Below are 17,564 nucleotides of genomic sequence, written 5' to 3'. Positions count from 1 at the left end.
CGTGCCCTTTAAACCCTTAGTCTCCGCAGGCATCGAGAATGTACTGAACGCTTTTCTGTATCGCGCTCCTGCGCTGAAAGCCGCACGTCAGCGGCTAAACGGGAAGGTATTACGTATTGTTTTAAAAGAGCTCTCGACGCCGCTTGTGCTGGTATTCAGTGAACGCCAGCTTGACGTACTGGGGGAGTGGGAAGGTGAAGCCGACTGCTCGGTCATCACGCACATGAGCGTGCTGCCAAAACTGCGCGATCGTCAGCAATTAACGGCGCTTATCCGCAGCGGTGAGCTGGAAGTGGAAGGCGACATTCAGGTCGTGCAGAACTTCGTTGCGCTCACCGATCTGGCGGAGTTCGATCCGGCTGAGCTGCTCGCGCCTTTTATCGGCGACATTGCCGCCGAAGGCATCGGGAAAGTCCTTCATGGTGGCACCTCCTTTGCGCGTAAAAGCCTCCAGCGCCAGCAACGCTATGCGGCTGAAGTACTGACTGAGGAGTGGCGAATGGCGCCCGGGCCACTGGAAGTTGCATGGTTTGCGGAAGAGACCGCTGCTGTTGAACGTGCGGTTGATGCGTTAACCAAACGGCTGGAAAAACTGGAGGGCAAATGACGCCTGGTGAAATTCGGCGCCTCTATTTTATTATTCGCACCTTTTTGAGCTACGGGCTCGACGAGCTTATCCCCAAAATGCGTATCACGCTGCCGCTTCGTATCTGGCGGCGGATGCTGTTCTGGATGCCCAATCGCCATAAAGGTCAACCGCTGGGTGAGCGTCTGCGTCTGGCGCTGCAGGAGCTCGGTCCGGTTTGGATTAAGTTCGGGCAGATGCTGTCGACCCGCCGCGATCTCTTCCCGCCTCTCATTGCCGATGAGCTCGCGATGCTGCAGGATCGCGTCGCACCGTTTGACGGCGCGCGAGCGAAAAAACAAATCGAAGAGGCGATGGGGAATGTACCCGTCGAAACCTGGTTTGATGATTTCGATATTCAGCCTCTGGCATCGGCCTCCATCGCGCAGGTGCATACAGCGCGCCTGAAAGAAAACGGCAAAGAAGTCGTGATCAAGGTCATTCGCCCGGACATCCTGCCAGTCATCAAAGCGGACATGAAGCTGATTTATCGTCTGGCGCGCTGGGTACCACGCTTGCTGCCGGACGGGCGTCGCCTTCGTCCACTTGAAGTGGTGCGGGAATATGAAAAAACGCTGATTGATGAGCTAAACCTGCTGCGCGAATCGGCGAATGCCATACAGCTGCGTCGCAACTTTGAAAACAGCCCTATGCTCTATGTGCCTGAAGTCTATTCTGACTACTGCAGCCAGAACATGATGGTGATGGAGCGTATCTACGGTATTCCGGTTTCGGATGTGGTCGCCCTGGAGAAACAGGGAACGAACATGAAGCTGCTGGCCGAGCGTGGCGTTCAGGTCTTCTTTACCCAGGTGTTCCGCGACAGCTTTTTCCATGCGGACATGCACCCGGGCAATATCTTCGTGAGCTATGAGCATCCTGAGGATCCGAAGTATATCGGCATCGACTGCGGGATTGTGGGGTCGCTGAACAAAGAAGATAAACGGTATCTTGCTGAGAACTTTATCGCGTTTTTCAACCGCGACTACCGTAAGGTGGCCGAGCTGCACGTCGATTCCGGCTGGGTGCCGCCTGACACCAACGTCGAAGAGTTCGAGTTCGCGATCCGGACCGTTTGTGAACCGATTTTTGAAAAACCGCTGGCGGAAATCTCTTTCGGGCACGTGCTTTTAAACCTGTTTAACACGGCTCGACGCTTTAATATGGAAGTTCAGCCACAGCTTGTTTTACTTCAGAAAACATTACTTTACGTTGAGGGTGTAGGCCGACAGCTCTATCCTCAGTTAGACTTGTGGAAGACCGCGAAACCTTTCCTTGAATCCTGGATTAAGGATCAGGTTGGCATTCCGGCGCTGGTGCGCTCGCTGAAAGAGAAAGGCCCGTTCTGGATAGAGAAAATGCCTGAAATTCCTGAACTGGTTTATGACAGTTTGCGTCAGAGCAAGAACCTTCAGCACAGTATGGATAAAATCGCCCGCGAACTTCAGTCCAGCCGCGTTCGTCAGGGACAATCACGCTATCTCTTTGGGATTGGCGCAACGCTGCTGCTAAGCGGTACGCTGCTGCTGATCGCTCGTCCGGACTGGCAGATGATGCCCGCCTGGCTGATGGCTGGCGGGGTGGTAGTCTGGCTAGCAGGCTGGCGAAAAACGCGCTGAGCGTGCGTCGCTATCGACGGGTCGCATACGTATAATGCGACCTGACTCTTTAATCATCTATCCCTGAGGAACATGTATGGGTGGTATCAGTATCTGGCAATTGTTGATCATTGCCGTCATCGTCGTGCTGCTGTTTGGCACCAAAAAGCTCGGTTCTATTGGTTCCGATCTGGGCGCGTCTATCAAAGGCTTCAAGAAAGCGATGAGCGATGATGAGAGCAAGCAGGATAAAACCAGCCAGGACGCTGATTTTACTGCTAAATCCATCGCCGATAAGCAAGAAGAAGCCAAAAAGGAAGACGCTAAACGCCACGATAAAGAGCAGGTGTAAGTCGTGTTCGACATTGGTTTTGGTGAGCTCCTGCTGGTCTTTGTGATTGGCCTGATTGTGCTGGGGCCGCAACGTCTGCCGGTGGCAGTGAAAACCGTTGCGGGCTGGGTGCGTGCGCTGAGATCGCTGGCATCGACCGTTCAAAATGAACTGGCGCAGGAGCTTAAGCTGCAGGAATTTCAGGAAAGCCTGAAAAAGGTCGAGAAGGCGAGCATGGATAACCTGACGCCGGAACTGAAAGCGTCAATGGATGAGCTGCGCGAAGCGGCGGAATCGATGAAACGCTCCTATAGCGTTAACGATCCTGAAAAAGCGAGCGACGAAGCGAACACCATCCATAACCCGGTGGTGAAGGGCAGCGAGGAGCAGCGCGAGGGCGTAACGCCTGCCAGCGCTGAACATCAGGCTGCCGCGCCAGAGCAGACGCCGCAGGAAACCGAAGTGAAAAAACAGGCGCAGCCGGAAGAGCCGGTGGCAAAAACGGCGGAAGTGAAGCCCGCTGCGTCCGTTTCCGAATCATCCCCCTCGTCGAGTGATAAAGCGTAAACATGGCAGTAGATGATACTCAACCGCTGATTACGCACCTCATTGAGCTGCGTAAGCGCCTGTTAAACTGCATTATTGCAGTTTTAGTCATATTCCTGTGCCTGGTCTATTTCGCCAACGATATCTACCAGGTGGTTTCTGCGCCGCTGATCAAGCAGATGCCGCTGGGCGCAACGATGATTGCAACAGACGTTGCTTCTCCGTTCTTTACCCCCATCAAGCTGACCTTCTGGGTGTCGCTGATTGCTTCTGCTCCGGTCATTCTTTACCAGGTGTGGGCGTTTGTGGCGCCCGCGCTGTATAAGCATGAACGCAAGCTGGTGATCCCGCTGCTGGTGTCCAGCTCGCTGCTGTTCTATATCGGCATGGCGTTTGCCTATTTCGTTGTCTTCCCGCTGGCCTTCGGCTTCCTGACGCATACCGCGCCGGAAGGGGTCCAGGTGTCGACGGATATCGCCAGCTACCTCAGCTTTGTGATGGCGCTGTTTATGGCGTTTGGCGTGGCATTCGAAGTGCCGGTGGCCATTGTGCTGCTTTGCTGGGTTGGGGTAACAACCCCGGATGACCTGCGTAAGAAGCGTCCGTATATTCTGGTGGGCGCCTTCGTGGTCGGCATGTTGCTCACACCGCCGGATGTGTTCTCCCAGACGCTGCTGGCCATACCGATGTACTGCCTGTTTGAGGTCGGCGTTTTCTTCTCGCGTTTCTACGTGGGTAAAGGGCGCCGAGCGGATGACGAAGACGATACGCCCGAAAAGACCACTGAAGAGTAAAACCAGCCGCCCGTCAGGGCGGTTGTTATATGGGGATTTGCATGTTTGATATCGGACTCAACCTGACCAGCTCGCAGTTTGCGAAAGATCGTGATGAGGTGGTTGCGCGTGCTTTTGCCGCCGGGGTGAAAGGACTGCTGCTGACGGGCACCAACCTGCATGAGAGCGAGCAGGCGCAGCAGCTGGCGCAGCGCTACGATCGCTGCTGGTCTACCGCTGGCGTCCATCCTCACGACAGCAGCCAGTGGACCGCGGAAAGTGGCGACACCTTGTACAGGCTGGCGAAGACGCCAGACGTTGTGGCGATCGGCGAATGCGGTCTCGATTTCAACCGTAACTTTTCCACGCCTGAAGAGCAGGAAAAGGCGTTTACTGCCCAGCTTGCGCTGGCAGCAGAGCTTGGAATGCCCGTATTTATGCACTGCCGCGACGCGCATGAGCGTTTCCTGGCACTTCTGGATCCGTGGCTGGATAAACTGCCCGGCGCGGTACTGCACTGCTTCACCGGTTCACGGCACGAGGCGGTGGATTGCCTTAAGCGAGGGCTTTATCTGGGTATTACCGGCTGGGTTTGCGATGAGCGTCGCGGGCTTGAACTTCGGGAGCTGTTGCCGGTAATCCCGGCCGACCGGCTGCTCCTTGAAACCGATGCGCCTTATCTGCTACCACGTGATATGAAACCCAAACCGGCATCGCGGCGAAATGAGCCCGCGTATCTGGGGCACATTGTTGAGAGCGTTGCGAAGTGGCGCGGAGACGATCCGCACTGGCTTTCGGCGCAGACGGATGACAACGTGCGTAATCTCTTTGGGATAAACGTTTAAAGCTTGCGGAAGTCGGTGTTTTTAACGCTCTGCAGTACCTGCTTGTTCAGCAGATTGAGCAACAGCATAGAGCGTGCTTCCCCGTCCGGCTCGGCAAAAATCGCCTGCAGGCCTTCGAAAGCGCCTTCAGTAATCACGACGCTATCGCCGGTGTAAGGGGTTTCGGGGTCGGTGATCCCTTCAGGCTGTTGATAAATCGACAGCTGATGAATGACCGTTGACGGAACCGTTGCCGGGTGGGCGCCAAAACGAACGAAGTGGCTGACGCCGCGCGTTGCGCTGATGGTGGTGGTGTGGATGACTTCAGGGTCGAACTCCACGAACAGGTAGTTCGGGAACAACGGCTCGCTGACGGTTGTGCGCTTCCCGCGCTGCATTTTTTCAAGCGTGATCACGGGCGTCAGGCAATTTACAGACTGACGTTCAAGATGTTCCTGCGCGCGCTGAAGTTGCCCGCGTTTGCAATACAGTAAATACCAGGCCTGCATAATCACTCTTTCCCTTAGTTCGCGGCGCAAGCATATCAAAACCCTGGCGGGATCGCTAAGTTGATTATAATGGGGGAAAATGGAACAGAACGCATAAGTTCACGCTTATTTAACAAAATTACAGCATCAAGCAGGCTTACGCCGTATAATGAAGCGCTTACAGAGAGGCCATGATTAACTGCATGAAATACCACGATCTCCGCGACTTCCTGACGCTGCTGGAAAAGCAGGGCGAACTCAAACGTATTACACTTCCTGTTGATCCTTATCTGGAGATGACAGAAATTGCTGACCGCACCCTGCGTGCCGGTGGCCCCGCATTACTGTTTGAAAATCCGAAAGGTTACTCCATGCCGGTGCTGTGCAACCTGTTTGGTACACCGCGTCGTGTCGCACTGGGAATGGGCCAGGAAGACGTCACGGCGCTGCGTGAAGTCGGTAAACTGCTGGCGTTTCTGAAGGAGCCGGAGCCACCGAAAGGTTTCCGCGATCTGTTCGACAAGCTGCCGCAGTTTAAGCAGGTGCTGAACATGCCCACAAAACGCCTGCGTGGCGCGCCCTGCCAGCAGAAAGTGCTGGAAGGCGATGCGGTTGATCTAACCAAAATCCCTATCATGCAGTGCTGGCCTGAAGATGCCGCTCCGCTGATCACCTGGGGGCTGACCGTTACGCGCGGCCCGCACAAAGAGCGGCAAAACCTCGGTATTTACCGCCAGCAGCTGATTGGCAAGAATAAACTCATCATGCGCTGGCTGTCGCATCGCGGCGGCGCGCTGGATTTCCATGAGTGGTGCGCTGCACATCCGGGGGAACGTTTCCCGGTGTCTGTCGCCTTAGGCGCCGATCCGGCCACCATTCTGGGGGCCGTCACGCCCGTGCCGGATACACTCTCTGAATATGCGTTTGCAGGCCTGCTGCGCGGAACGAAAACCGAAGTCGTGAAGTGTATCTCTAACGATCTCGAAGTTCCGGCCAGTGCAGAGATTGTGCTGGAAGGTTACCTTGAGCAGGGTGAAATGGCGCCAGAAGGCCCTTACGGCGACCACACCGGCTATTACAATGAAGTGGATAATTTCCCGGTATTTACCGTGACCCACATTACGCAGCGTGAAGATGCGATTTATCACTCCACGTATACCGGACGTCCACCGGATGAACCGGCGGTGCTGGGCGTGGCGCTGAACGAAGTGTTTGTGCCGATCCTGCAAAAGCAGTTCCCGGAAATTGTTGATTTTTATCTGCCGCCTGAAGGATGCTCGTATCGCATGGCGGTGGTCACGATGAAGAAGCAGTATCCTGGCCATGCTAAACGCGTGATGATGGGCGTGTGGTCTTTCCTGCGCCAGTTTATGTATACCAAATTTGTTATTGTTTGCGATGATGACGTTAACGCCCGCGACTGGAATGACGTAATCTGGGCTATTACCACGCGAATGGACCCGGCGCGCGATACGGTGTTAGTCGAAAACACGCCGATAGATTATCTGGACTTTGCCTCGCCGGTTTCCGGACTTGGCTCAAAGATGGGACTGGATGCCACAAATAAATGGCCTGGCGAAACCGACCGTGAATGGGGTCGCCCGATCAAAAAAGATCCTGCAGTGACCGCGCGAATTGACGCGATCTGGGACGAGCTGGCCATAATGAATAACGGTAAACCCCGAGCTGACCGTTAAGCCCTATAGACTTGCCGACAGAGAGAGCGAATGACAACCTTAAGCTGTAAAGTGACCTCGGTAGATGCTATCACCGACACCGTATATCGCGTCCGTTTAGTGCCAGAAGCGCCATTCTCTTTCCGCGCGGGTCAGTACCTGATGGTCGTGATGGATGAGCGTGATAAGCGTCCTTTCTCTATGGCCTCAACGCCAGCGGAGCAGGAATTTATTGAGCTTCATATTGGTGCGTCAGAGCTTAACCTGTATGCAATGGCGGTGATGGATCGGATCCTGAAGGAACGTGAAATCGTGGTGGATATTCCTCACGGTGATGCGTGGCTTCGCGATGACGAAGACCGCCCGCTGATCCTGATCGCTGGCGGTACGGGCTTCTCTTATGTGCGCTCTATTCTGTTGACCGCACTGGCGCGAAACCCGGACCGCGACATCACCATTTACTGGGGTGGCCGCGAAGAGAAACATCTGTACGACCTGTCTGAACTGGAAGCGCTGAGCGTAACCCATCCTAACCTGCGCATTGAGCCTGTGGTTGAGCAGCCGGAAGAGGGCTGGCGTGGTCGTAATGGGACAGTGCTGACGGCGGTGCTGCAGGATCATGGCACGCTGGCAGGGCATGATATCTATATTGCTGGCCGTTTTGAGATGGCGAAAATCGCCCGTGATCTGTTCTGTAACGAACGTGACGCGCGGGAAGACCGCCTGTTTGGCGATGCGTTTGCCTTCATTTAAATAAAAAACCCGCCCCTGACAGGCGGGAAGAACGGCAACTAAACTTCTGCCGGGTCGCATATGCGACCCGGTTTTTTATCACACTCTCTCAAACACCGTCGCGATACCCTGACCCAGCCCGATACACATCGTAGCCAGACCAAACTGGGCATCTTTGCGTTCCATCAGGTTGATCAGCGTCGTGCTGATACGCGCTCCGGAGCAGCCCAGCGGGTGACCGAGGGCGATCGCGCCGCCGTTGAGGTTAATTTTCTCGTCGATCTGCTCCATCAGCCCCAGATCTTTAATGCACGGCAGGATCTGCGCGGCGAAGGCTTCGTTCATCTCAAACAGATCGATATCGCTGGCGGTTAACCCCGCTTTTTTCAGCGCCAGCTTCGAGGCCGGAAGCGGGCCGTAGCCCATGATCGAAGGATCGCAGCCCACGACCGCCATCGAACGTACCCGAGCGCGAGGGGTTAAGCCCAGCTCGCGGGCACGGCTTTCGCTCATCACCAGCATCGCGGCGGCACCGTCTGACAGCGCCGACGAAGTACCTGCCGTTACCGTACCGGTGACCGGATCAAACGCAGGGCGCAGGGTGGAAAGCGCTTCTACGGTGGTTTCCGGGCGGATGACTTCGTCGTAGTTGAACTGCTTCAGTACGCCGTCTGCGTCGTGACCGCCAGTCGGGATGATCTCATTCTTAAAGGCACCGGACTGCGTCGCCGCCCATGCGCGAGCGTGAGAGCGCGCGGCAAAGGCATCCTGCATTTCACGGCTGATGCCGTGCAGACGAGAGAGCATCTCGGCGGTCAGGCCCATCATCCCCGCAGCTTTCGCCACGTTACGGCTCATGCCCGGATGGAAATCGACCCCGTGGCTCATAGGGACGTGACCCATATGCTCGACGCCGCCCACCAGGCAGGCCTGAGCATCGCCGGTCATGATCATGCGGGCCGCGTCGTGCAGCGCCTGCATTGACGAACCGCACAGGCGGTTGACGGTGACGGCCGGAACCGAATGCGGGATCTCCGCCAGCAGCGACGCGTTACGGGCGATGTTGAAGCCCTGCTCCAGAGTCTGCTGCACGCAGCCCCAGTAGATATCGTCGAGTGCAGTCGGATCCAGCGCCGGGTTACGCGCCAGCAGGCTACGCATCAGGTGCGCGGAGAGGTCTTCCGCACGCACGTTGCGGAATGCGCCGCCTTTTGAACGGCCCATCGGGGTGCGAATCGCATCAACAATGACAACCTTTTCCATTGTGACTCCTTAAGCCGTTTTCAGCTCGCCAACCGGACGGGCTGGCTCAACTGCGGGATAGTAGGGTTCGTTATGGCGCGCTTTGTTACGCAGCCCTTCCGGCACCTCATAAAGCGGGCCGAGGTGCTGATACTGCTGAGCCATATCGAGATAGCGGGCGCTGCCGAGCGTGTCCAGCCAGCGGAACGCGCCGCCGTGGAACGGAGGGAAGCCCAGGCCGTATACCAGCGCCATATCGGCTTCTGCCGGGCTGGCGATGATGCCTTCTTCGAGGCAACGCACCACTTCGTTAATCATCGGGATCATCATGCGGGCGATGATCTCGTCGTCGGTGAAGTCGCGTTTCGGCTGGCTGACGTCGGCCAGCAGGCTATCCACCGCCGCATCTTCTTCTTTCTTCGGTTTGCCCTTGCTGTCTTCTTTATAGCGCCAGAAGCCCAGACCATTTTTCTGGCCGAAGCGGTTAGCGTCGAACAGCGCGTCAATGGCGTCGCGATAATCTTTCTGCATGCGCTGCGGGAAGCCTGCCGCCATCACCGCCTGTGCGTGGTGGGCGGTATCAATGCCAACAACGTCCAGCAGATACGCCGGACCCATCGGCCAGCCAAACTGTTTTTCCATCACTTTGTCGATTTTGCGGAAGTCCGCGCCGTCGCGCAGCAGCTGGCTGAAACCGGCGAAGTAAGGGAACAGCACGCGGTTGACGAAGAAGCCCGGGCAGTCGTTAACCACGATCGGCGTTTTGCCCATCTTGCTTGCCCACGCCACCACTTTGGCGATGGTGTCGTCAGAGGTTTTTTCCCCACGGATCACCTCGACCAGCGGCATACGGTGTACCGGGTTGAAGAAATGCATCCCGCAGAAGTTTTCCGGACGCTTCAGCACGCTCGCCAGTTCGCTGATTGGAATGGTGGAGGTGTTAGAGGCCAGCACGGTATCCGGGCGAACCTTATCTTCCGTTTCCGCTAGTACCGCTTTTTTGACTTTCGGGTTCTCGACGACGGCTTCGACCACCACGTCGACACGGTCGAAACCGCTGTATTCCAGCACAGGCTGAATGGTGGAGATCACACCTGCAAGCTTCAGCCCGTCAATTTTTCCGCGTTCCAGCTGTTTATTCAGCAGCTTGGCCGCTTCGGTCATGCCCAGCGTCAGGGATTTCTCGCTGATGTCTTTCATCACTACCGGCACGCCTTTCCAGGCCGACTGGTAGGCGATGCCGCCGCCCATAATGCCGGCGCCGAGTACCGCCGCATGTTTTGGCGTCTCAACGTTTTTGGTCAGCTGTTTGGCTTTACCCTTCACGAACTGATCGTTGAGGAAGATACCGACCAGCGCGCGAGCCTCATTGGTGTGCGCCAGCGGGACGAAGCTCTGATTTTCCAGTTTCAGGGCTTCGTCACGGCCCAGACGGGCGGCCGCTTCAATGGTTTTCACTGCCGTAATCGGCGCCGGGTAGTGTTTACCCGCCGTCTGCATCACCATGCCTTTGGCGATGGTGAAGCTCATGGTGGCTTCAATTTTGCTGAGTTTTAGCGGCTCCAGCTTCGGCTGGCGTTTGGCCTTCCAGTCGAGATCGCCGTTAATGGCCTGACGCAGAATGGCGAGTGCGCCTTCAACCAGTTTCTCTGGCTTCACGACGCCGTCGACCAGGCCGATTTTCTGCGCCTGTTCTGCGCCGACATCTTTACCTGCGGCAATGATCTCCAGCGCGCTGTCGGCACCCAGCATGCGCGGCATACGCACGGAGCCGCCAAAGCCCGGCATGATGCCCAGCTTGGTTTCCGGCAGGCCGATGCGCAGGTCCGGCGTCGCCAGGCGGTAGTCGGTCGCGAGTACACATTCGCAGCCGCCGCCCAGCGCGTAGCCGTTAACGGCGGAAATGGTTGGGACAGGCAGATCTTCCAGACGATTAAAGACGCTGTTGGCAAAGTGCAGCCACTGGCTCAGCTGCTCTTCAGGCACCAGAAACAGCGAAAGGAACTCGGTGATATCGGCACCGACGATAAAGGCCGCTTTGTTCGAACGCAGCAGCAGCCCTTTTAATTCAGGTTGTTTTTCAAGAACATCCAGCGCCTGGCCAAGACTGGCCACCGTCGCGGTATCAAGCTTGTTCACTGAGCCGGGGGCATCGAACACCAGTTCGGCAATGCCATCTTCCAGCCAGTTGAGGTACAGGGTGTCGCCTTTGTAGAGCATGTCAGTCTCCTGAATCCAGCAAGTGGATCTGGTCATACCAGATGAGTCGGAGTGTGGGATTTATGTTAATAAAATGCAAACTACTCATTAAGAAATTGCTGCATTGATCACGGTCGGTGGAAATCACGCAGGCGGAGTGAGGTGTGCTAAGATGCGATGACTTGAGGTCAAAAAACGAAAGGAAGAATGATGGACTCACTGGCTTCGCTTTATAAAAATCATATCGTTACCCTACAGGAACGTACCCGCGATGTACTCGCCCGCTTTAAGCTGGATGCGCTGCTGATCCACTCCGGCGAGCTGATAAATACCTTTCTGGATGACCACGCTTATCCGTTTAAGGTGAACCCGCAGTTTAAGGCCTGGGTGCCGGTAACCCAGGTTCCCAACTGCTGGCTGCTGGTAGACGGCGTGAACAAGCCGAAACTGTGGTTTTACCTGCCGGTCGATTACTGGCACAACGTAGAGCCGCTGCCGACCTCTTTCTGGACGGAAGAAATTGACGTGATTGCACTGCCGAAAGCGGACGGCATTGGCAGCCAGCTGCCTGCCGCGCGTGGCAACATCGCCTATATTGGCCCTGTTCCGGAGCGTGCGCTGGGCCTGGATATTGCGGCAGACAAGCTCAACCCGAAAGGGGTGCTGGATTACCTCCACTATTACCGCGCGTACAAAACCGACTACGAACTTTACTGCATGCGTGAAGCGCAAAAAACGGCGGTGAATGGCCACCGTGCCGCGCATGAAGCCTTCCAGTCCGGCATGAGCGAGTTCGACATCAATCAGGCGTACCTGACCGCCACCGGTCATCGCGATACCGACGTTCCGTACAGCAATATTGTTGCGCTAAACGAGCATGCTTCCGTCCTGCATTACACCAAACTCGATCACCATGTACCGTCTGAGATGCGCAGCTTCCTGCTTGACGCAGGCGCCGAGTACAACGGTTACGCGGCTGACCTGACCCGTACCTGGGCGGCGAATGCGGATACCGATTTCGCGCAGCTGATTAAAGACGTGAACGATGAACAGCTGGCGCTGATTGGCACCATGAAGGCGGGAACCAGCTATGTGGATTACCACATCCAGTTCCATCAGCGCATCGCAAAACTGCTGCGTAAGCATCAAATTGTGAAAGACATGAGCGAAGAGGCGATGGTCGAGAACGATCTGACCGGGCCATTCATGCCGCACGGTATTGGCCACCCGCTGGGCCTGCAGGTTCACGACGTTGCGGGCTTTATGCAGGATGACACCGGCACGCACCTGGCGGCACCGTCTAAATACCCCTACCTGCGCTGCACCCGTATTCTGGAGCCGCGTATGGTGCTGACGATTGAGCCGGGGATCTACTTTATCGAATCCCTGCTGGCGCCGTGGCGTGAAGGCCAGTTCAGCAAACACTTCAACTGGGAAAAAATTGACGCGCTGAAGCCGTTTGGCGGTATTCGCATCGAAGATAACGTAGTGGTTCACGAAAACGGTATCGAGAACATGACGCGAGACCTGAAGCTGGCCTGATGGAGAGCTGGCTGATACCGGCTGAACCGGTCACCTTTGTTGAGGAAATCAAGAAAAGCCGCTTTATTACGCTGCTGGCGCATACCGACGGCGTAGAGGCGGCAAAGGCGTTTGTCGAGTCCGTTCGGGCTGAGCATCCTGACGCTCGTCACCACTGTGTGGCGTGGGTGGCAGGGCCGCCGGACGATTCACTACAGCTGGGGTTTTCCGACGACGGTGAACCGGCGGGCACGGCCGGTAAACCCATGCTTTCGCAGCTGATGGGCAGCGGCGTGGGTGAAATTACCGCCGTGGTGCTGCGCTACTATGGCGGCATCCTGTTAGGTACGGGTGGGCTGGTAAAAGCCTATGGCGGCGGCGTCCAGCAGGCACTGAATATGCTCAAAACTATCCGCAAAACGCCGCTCACTGAATATACTTTGTTGTGCGATTACGCTCAGCTATCGGGCATTGAAACGCTGCTCAAACAGTTTAACGGCGTGATTGCGCACAGTGATTACCAGGCAATGGTGCAATTACGCGTGGCGCTTCCTCAGGCGGAGCTGGCTGCTTTTTCAGCAAAACTGGCTGATTTTAGTCGTGGTTCGTTGCAATTGCTGCCGATTGAAGAATAATCCCCACCTCACTTTTTTGAATACCAAAGGAAGCGGCAGAGATGCATTTTCGTGCCATAACCCGAATCGTTGGACTGCTGGTTATACTTTTTTCCGGGACGATGATTCTCCCAGGACTGGTGGCGCTTATCTACCGGGACGGCGCGGGGCGTGCATTTACCCAGACTTTTTTTGTCGCGCTGGTGATAGGCTCGCTGCTGTGGTGGCCAAACCGTCGTCAGAAAGGTGAGCTGAAATCTCGTGAAGGGTTTCTGATTGTGGTCCTGTTCTGGACGGTGCTGGGAAGCGTCGGTTCGCTGCCCTTTATCTTCTCTGAACAGCCTAACCTGAGTATCACGGATGCCTTTTTTGAATCGTTCTCCGGTTTAACAACCACCGGGGCGACGACGCTGGTTGGGCTGGATTCGCTACCGCACGCCATTCTCTTTTATCGCCAGATGCTGCAGTGGTTCGGCGGTATGGGGATCATCGTCCTGGCAGTGGCTATTCTGCCTATTCTGGGCGTCGGGGGCATGCAGCTCTATCGCGCCGAAATGCCCGGGCCGCTGAAAGACAATAAGATGCGCCCGCGTATTGCCGAGACGGCGAAGACCCTGTGGCTTATTTATGTCTTGCTGACGGTGGCCTGTGCGCTGGCGCTATGGTTTGCCGGGATGCCCGCTTTCGACGCCATCGGACACAGCTTTGCGACGATTGCTATCGGCGGGTTTTCCACCCACGATGCCAGCGTCGGCTACTTCGACAGCCCAACCATTAACACCATCATTGCCATTTTCTTGCTGATTTCAGGTTGTAACTACGGTCTGCACTTCTCTTTATTAAGTGGACGTAGCCTGAAAGTGTACTGGCGTGACCCAGAGTTCCGCATGTTCATTGGCGTCCAGCTTACGCTGGTGATCATCTGTACCCTGGTGCTGTGGTTCCATGATGTCTACAACTCCGCGCTGACCACGCTAAATCAGGCGTTCTTCCAGGTAGTATCGATGGCGACGACCGCCGGCTTTACCACGGACAGCATCGCGCGCTGGCCGCTGTTCCTGCCGGTGCTGCTGTTATGCTCTGCATTTATCGGGGGCTGTGCGGGGTCTACGGGCGGTGGCCTGAAGGTGATTCGTATTCTGCTGCTGTTTAAGCAGGGGAACCGTGAGCTGAAGCGTCTGGTCCATCCGAATGCGGTTTACAGCATTAAGCTGGGTAACCGCGCGCTGCCGGAACGTATCCTCGAAGCGGTGTGGGGGTTCTTCTCGGCGTATGCGCTGGTCTTTATCGTCAGTATGCTGGCGATTATCGCGACGGGGGTGGATGATTTTTCCGCCTTTGCGTCCGTCGTAGCAACCTTGAATAACCTCGGGCCCGGCCTGGGGGTTGTGGCGGATAACTTTGCCAGCATGAACCCGGTCGCGAAATGGATCCTCATCGCCAATATGCTGTTTGGTCGTCTTGAGGTCTTTACGCTGCTGGTGCTGTTCACCTCTACATTCTGGCGCGAGTAAGGAGCCGTTGATGAAAACATTGATTCTTTTCTCTACGCGAGACGGGCAAACGCGTGAGATTGCTGCCTATCTGGCGTCTGAATTAAAAGAGCTGGGTATTTACTCGGATGTTGTGAACCTGAACCGTGCGGAGCAGATAGCCTGGCAGGAGTACGATCGCGTGGTAATTGGCGCGTCAATTCGTTACGGGCATTTCCATCCGGCGCTGGATCGCTTTGTGAAAAAGCACACGGCGGTGCTCAACCAATTGCCCGGTGCGTTTTACTCGGTCAACCTTGTCGCACGTAAAGCCGAGAAGCGCACGCCGCAGACCAACAGCTACACGCGCAAGTTTCTACTCAGTTCACCGTGGCAACCAGACCTGTGCGCCGTCTTTGCCGGCGCGCTGCGCTACCCTCGCTACCGCTGGTATGACCGCTTTATGATCCGCCTGATTATGAAGATGACCGGGGGGGAAACCGATACGCGTAAAGAAGTGGTTTATACCGACTGGTCGCAGGTGGCCAGTTTTGCACGGGAAATCGCACATTTAACGGGCGATTCGCGACATAAATAAGCGTTAAGTTTGAAAAGTGAGCGAACGAAAAGTTTTTTGTATTTTGTGCTTGTCACGTCGGAATAACTCCCTATAATGCGCCTCCACTGACACGGAACAACGGCACACACGCCGCCGGGTCAGCAGAGAAAAGCGAAAATAAACGCTTGACTCTGAAGCGGGAAAGCGTAATATGCACACCCCGCGCCGCTGCGAAAAGCGAAGCGGCACTGCTCTTTAACAATTTATCAGACAATCTGTGTGGGCACTCAAAGTGACATGGATTCTTAACGTCGCAAGACGAAAAATGAATACCAAGTCTCTGAGTGAACATACGTAATTCATTACGAAGTTTAATTCACGAGCATCAAACTTAAATTGAAGAGTTTGATCATGGCTCAGATTGAACGCTGGCGGCAGGCCTAACACATGCAAGTCGAGCGGTAGCACAGGAGAGCTTGCTCTCCGGGTGACGAGCGGCGGACGGGTGAGTAATGTCTGGGAAACTGCCTGATGGAGGGGGATAACTACTGGAAACGGTAGCTAATACCGCATAACGTCGCAAGACCAAAGAGGGGGACCTTCGGGCCTCTTGCCATCAGATGTGCCCAGATGGGATTAGCTAGTAGGTGGGGTAACGGCTCACCTAGGCGACGATCCCTAGCTGGTCTGAGAGGATGACCAGCCACACTGGAACTGAGACACGGTCCAGACTCCTACGGGAGGCAGCAGTGGGGAATATTGCACAATGGGCGCAAGCCTGATGCAGCCATGCCGCGTGTATGAAGAAGGCCTTCGGGTTGTAAAGTACTTTCAGCGGGGAGGAAGGTGTTGAGGTTAATAACCTCAGCAATTGACGTTACCCGCAGAAGAAGCACCGGCTAACTCCGTGCCAGCAGCCGCGGTAATACGGAGGGTGCAAGCGTTAATCGGAATTACTGGGCGTAAAGCGCACGCAGGCGGTCTGTCAAGTCGGATGTGAAATCCCCGGGCTCAACCTGGGAACTGCATTCGAAACTGGCAGGCTAGAGTCTTGTAGAGGGGGGTAGAATTCCAGGTGTAGCGGTGAAATGCGTAGAGATCTGGAGGAATACCGGTGGCGAAGGCGGCCCCCTGGACAAAGACTGACGCTCAGGTGCGAAAGCGTGGGGAGCAAACAGGATTAGATACCCTGGTAGTCCACGCCGTAAACGATGTCGACTTGGAGGTTGTGCCCTTGAGGCGTGGCTTCCGGAGCTAACGCGTTAAGTCGACCGCCTGGGGAGTACGGCCGCAAGGTTAAAACTCAAATGAATTGACGGGGGCCCGCACAAGCGGTGGAGCATGTGGTTTAATTCGATGCAACGCGAAGAACCTTACCTACTCTTGACATCCAGAGAACTTTCCAGAGATGGATTGGTGCCTTCGGGAACTCTGAGACAGGTGCTGCATGGCTGTCGTCAGCTCGTGTTGTGAAATGTTGGGTTAAGTCCCGCAACGAGCGCAACCCTTATCCTTTGTTGCCAGCGGTTAGGCCGGGAACTCAAAGGAGACTGCCAGTGATAAACTGGAGGAAGGTGGGGATGACGTCAAGTCATCATGGCCCTTACGAGTAGGGCTACACACGTGCTACAATGGCGCATACAAAGAGAAGCGACCTCGCGAGAGCAAGCGGACCTCATAAAGTGCGTCGTAGTCCGGATTGGAGTCTGCAACTCGACTCCATGAAGTCGGAATCGCTAGTAATCGTAGATCAGAATGCTACGGTGAATACGTTCCCGGGCCTTGTACACACCGCCCGTCACACCATGGGAGTGGGTTGCAAAAGAAGTAGGTAGCTTAACCTTCGGGAGGGCGCTTACCACTTTGTGATTCATGACTGGGGTGAAGTCGTAACAAGGTAACCGTAGGGGAACCTGCGGTTGGATCACCTCCTTACCTTAAAGAACCTGCCTTTGTAGTGCTCACACAGATTGTCTGATGAAAAACAGCAGTAAAAATCTCTGCAGGCTTGTAGCTCAGGTGGTTAGAGCGCACCCCTGATAAGGGTGAGGTCGGTGGTTCAAGTCCACTCAGGCCTACCAAACTCCTTTTAAAGGATGAGCGGTACAGAGATTATAAACGATGGGGCTATAGCTCAGCTGGGAGAGCGCCTGCTTTGCACGCAGGAGGTCTGCGGTTCGATCCCGCATAGCTCCACCATCTTTTACTGCAAACACAAGAAAACTTCAGAGTGAACCTGAAAAGGTGCACTGCGAAGTTTTGCTCTTTAAAAATCTGGATCAAGCTGAAAATTGAAACGACACACATGTTATGTGTGTTCGAGTCTCTCAAATTTTCGCAAGTCGATGATGAATCGAAAGAAAC

The 17,564-nt window shown here is 55.5% G+C and carries 15 protein-coding genes, 2 tRNA genes and 1 rRNA gene; 15 read left to right on the top strand and 3 right to left on the bottom strand.

All coding sequences use genetic code 11. The features are described 5' to 3' along the window. Position 1 precedes the first annotated feature (1 nt). The 6 genes from ubiJ (at position 2) to tatD (ending at position 4,718) form a co-directional block, all read left to right on the top strand. Positions 2-607: a ubiquinone biosynthesis protein UbiJ gene (ubiJ, locus tag KGP24_RS22270; protein ID WP_223561821.1), complete on the top strand. Its 606-nt coding sequence runs from the start codon at positions 2-4 to the stop codon at positions 605-607. Next, positions 604-2,244 (top strand): ubiquinone biosynthesis regulatory protein kinase UbiB, encoded by a 1,641-nt coding sequence (gene ubiB / locus KGP24_RS22265; protein WP_223561820.1) that lies wholly within the window; start codon positions 604-606, stop codon positions 2,242-2,244. Before ubiJ ends, ubiB begins: the two co-directional genes overlap by 4 nt. A 76-nt stretch (positions 2,245-2,320) precedes the next feature. Beyond that, entirely contained in the window at positions 2,321-2,575 is a 255-nt protein-coding gene (gene tatA, locus KGP24_RS22260) for a Sec-independent protein translocase subunit TatA (RefSeq protein ID WP_024908000.1), read from the top strand. Between the two features lie 3 nt (positions 2,576-2,578). Beyond that, a complete protein-coding gene (gene tatB, locus KGP24_RS22255; RefSeq protein ID WP_063145006.1) occupies positions 2,579-3,121 on the top strand; it encodes a Sec-independent protein translocase protein TatB in 543 nt (180 codons plus the stop codon). Positions 3,122-3,123: 2 nt separating this feature from the next. Next, complete coding sequence (gene tatC, locus KGP24_RS22250) at positions 3,124-3,894, top strand: Sec-independent protein translocase subunit TatC (protein WP_223561819.1); 771 nt, start codon at positions 3,124-3,126, stop codon at positions 3,892-3,894. A 41-nt stretch (positions 3,895-3,935) separates the two neighbouring features. Further along, entirely contained in the window at positions 3,936-4,718 is a 783-nt protein-coding gene (gene tatD, locus KGP24_RS22245) for a 3'-5' ssDNA/RNA exonuclease TatD (RefSeq protein ID WP_223561818.1), read from the top strand. Here the strand turns inward: tatD and rfaH are convergent. Continuing rightward, positions 4,715-5,206: a transcription/translation regulatory transformer protein RfaH gene (gene rfaH / locus KGP24_RS22240; RefSeq protein ID WP_023309605.1), complete on the bottom strand. Its 492-nt coding sequence runs from the start codon at positions 5,204-5,206 to the stop codon at positions 4,715-4,717. The genes tatD and rfaH overlap by 4 nt on opposite strands. Positions 5,207-5,379: 173 nt before the next feature. On the opposite strand from rfaH, the gene ubiD reads away from it, so the two are divergent. Together ubiD and fre are read left to right on the top strand one after the other, a co-directional pair. Then, positions 5,380-6,882 (top strand): 4-hydroxy-3-polyprenylbenzoate decarboxylase, encoded by a 1,503-nt coding sequence (gene ubiD / locus KGP24_RS22235; RefSeq protein WP_223563558.1) that lies wholly within the window; start codon positions 5,380-5,382, stop codon positions 6,880-6,882. A gap of 30 nt (positions 6,883-6,912) precedes the next feature. After that, positions 6,913-7,614 (top strand): NAD(P)H-flavin reductase, encoded by a 702-nt coding sequence (gene fre / locus KGP24_RS22230; RefSeq protein ID WP_223561817.1) that lies wholly within the window; start codon positions 6,913-6,915, stop codon positions 7,612-7,614. A 78-nt stretch (positions 7,615-7,692) separates the two neighbouring features. Here fre and fadA read toward each other — a convergent pair whose 3' ends face one another. Both fadA and fadB read right to left on the bottom strand, forming a co-directional pair. Continuing rightward, on the bottom strand, positions 7,693-8,856 hold the full coding sequence (gene fadA / locus KGP24_RS22225; protein ID WP_223561816.1) for an acetyl-CoA C-acyltransferase FadA: 1,164 nt from the start codon (positions 8,854-8,856) through the stop codon (positions 7,693-7,695). Positions 8,857-8,865: 9 nt separating this feature from the next. Beyond that, positions 8,866-11,055, bottom strand: a complete 2,190-nt coding sequence (gene fadB, locus KGP24_RS22220; RefSeq protein ID WP_223561815.1) for a fatty acid oxidation complex subunit alpha FadB — start codon at positions 11,053-11,055, stop codon at positions 8,866-8,868. 189 nt (positions 11,056-11,244) lie between these two features. On the opposite strand from fadB, the gene pepQ reads away from it, so the two are divergent. From pepQ to KGP24_RS22185, 7 genes are all read left to right on the top strand, one after another. Then, positions 11,245-12,576 (top strand): Xaa-Pro dipeptidase, encoded by a 1,332-nt coding sequence (gene pepQ, locus KGP24_RS22215; protein ID WP_223563557.1) that lies wholly within the window; start codon positions 11,245-11,247, stop codon positions 12,574-12,576. Beyond that, complete coding sequence (locus KGP24_RS22210) at positions 12,576-13,190, top strand: IMPACT family protein (protein ID WP_223561814.1); 615 nt, start codon at positions 12,576-12,578, stop codon at positions 13,188-13,190. Before pepQ ends, KGP24_RS22210 begins: the two co-directional genes overlap by 1 nt. Positions 13,191-13,231: 41 nt before the next feature. Then, positions 13,232-14,683 carry a Trk system potassium transporter TrkH gene (trkH, locus tag KGP24_RS22205; protein WP_223561813.1) on the top strand — a complete coding sequence of 484 codons (1,452 nt, stop codon included), beginning with the start codon at positions 13,232-13,234 and terminating at the stop codon, positions 14,681-14,683. Positions 14,684-14,693: 10 nt separating this feature from the next. Beyond that, the gene (hemG, locus tag KGP24_RS22200) at positions 14,694-15,239 is read left to right on the top strand and encodes a menaquinone-dependent protoporphyrinogen IX dehydrogenase (RefSeq protein ID WP_223561812.1); all 546 of its coding nucleotides are present in this window, start codon (positions 14,694-14,696) and stop codon (positions 15,237-15,239) included. 354 nt (positions 15,240-15,593) lie between these two features. Beyond that, a 16S ribosomal RNA gene (locus KGP24_RS22195) occupies positions 15,594-17,135 on the top strand. A gap of 69 nt (positions 17,136-17,204) precedes the next feature. Further along, a tRNA-Ile gene (locus KGP24_RS22190) sits at positions 17,205-17,281 on the top strand. Between the two features lie 42 nt (positions 17,282-17,323). Continuing rightward, positions 17,324-17,399 (top strand) — tRNA-Ala (locus KGP24_RS22185). The last annotated feature ends 165 nt before the right edge of the window (positions 17,400-17,564 follow it).

This window comes from Enterobacter sp. JBIWA008 (assembly GCF_019968765.1).
Lineage (GTDB): Bacteria > Pseudomonadota > Gammaproteobacteria > Enterobacterales > Enterobacteriaceae > Enterobacter.
The sequence above is the reverse complement of the archived record's forward strand: the minus strand, read 5'-3'. Positions and strand labels throughout refer to the sequence as shown.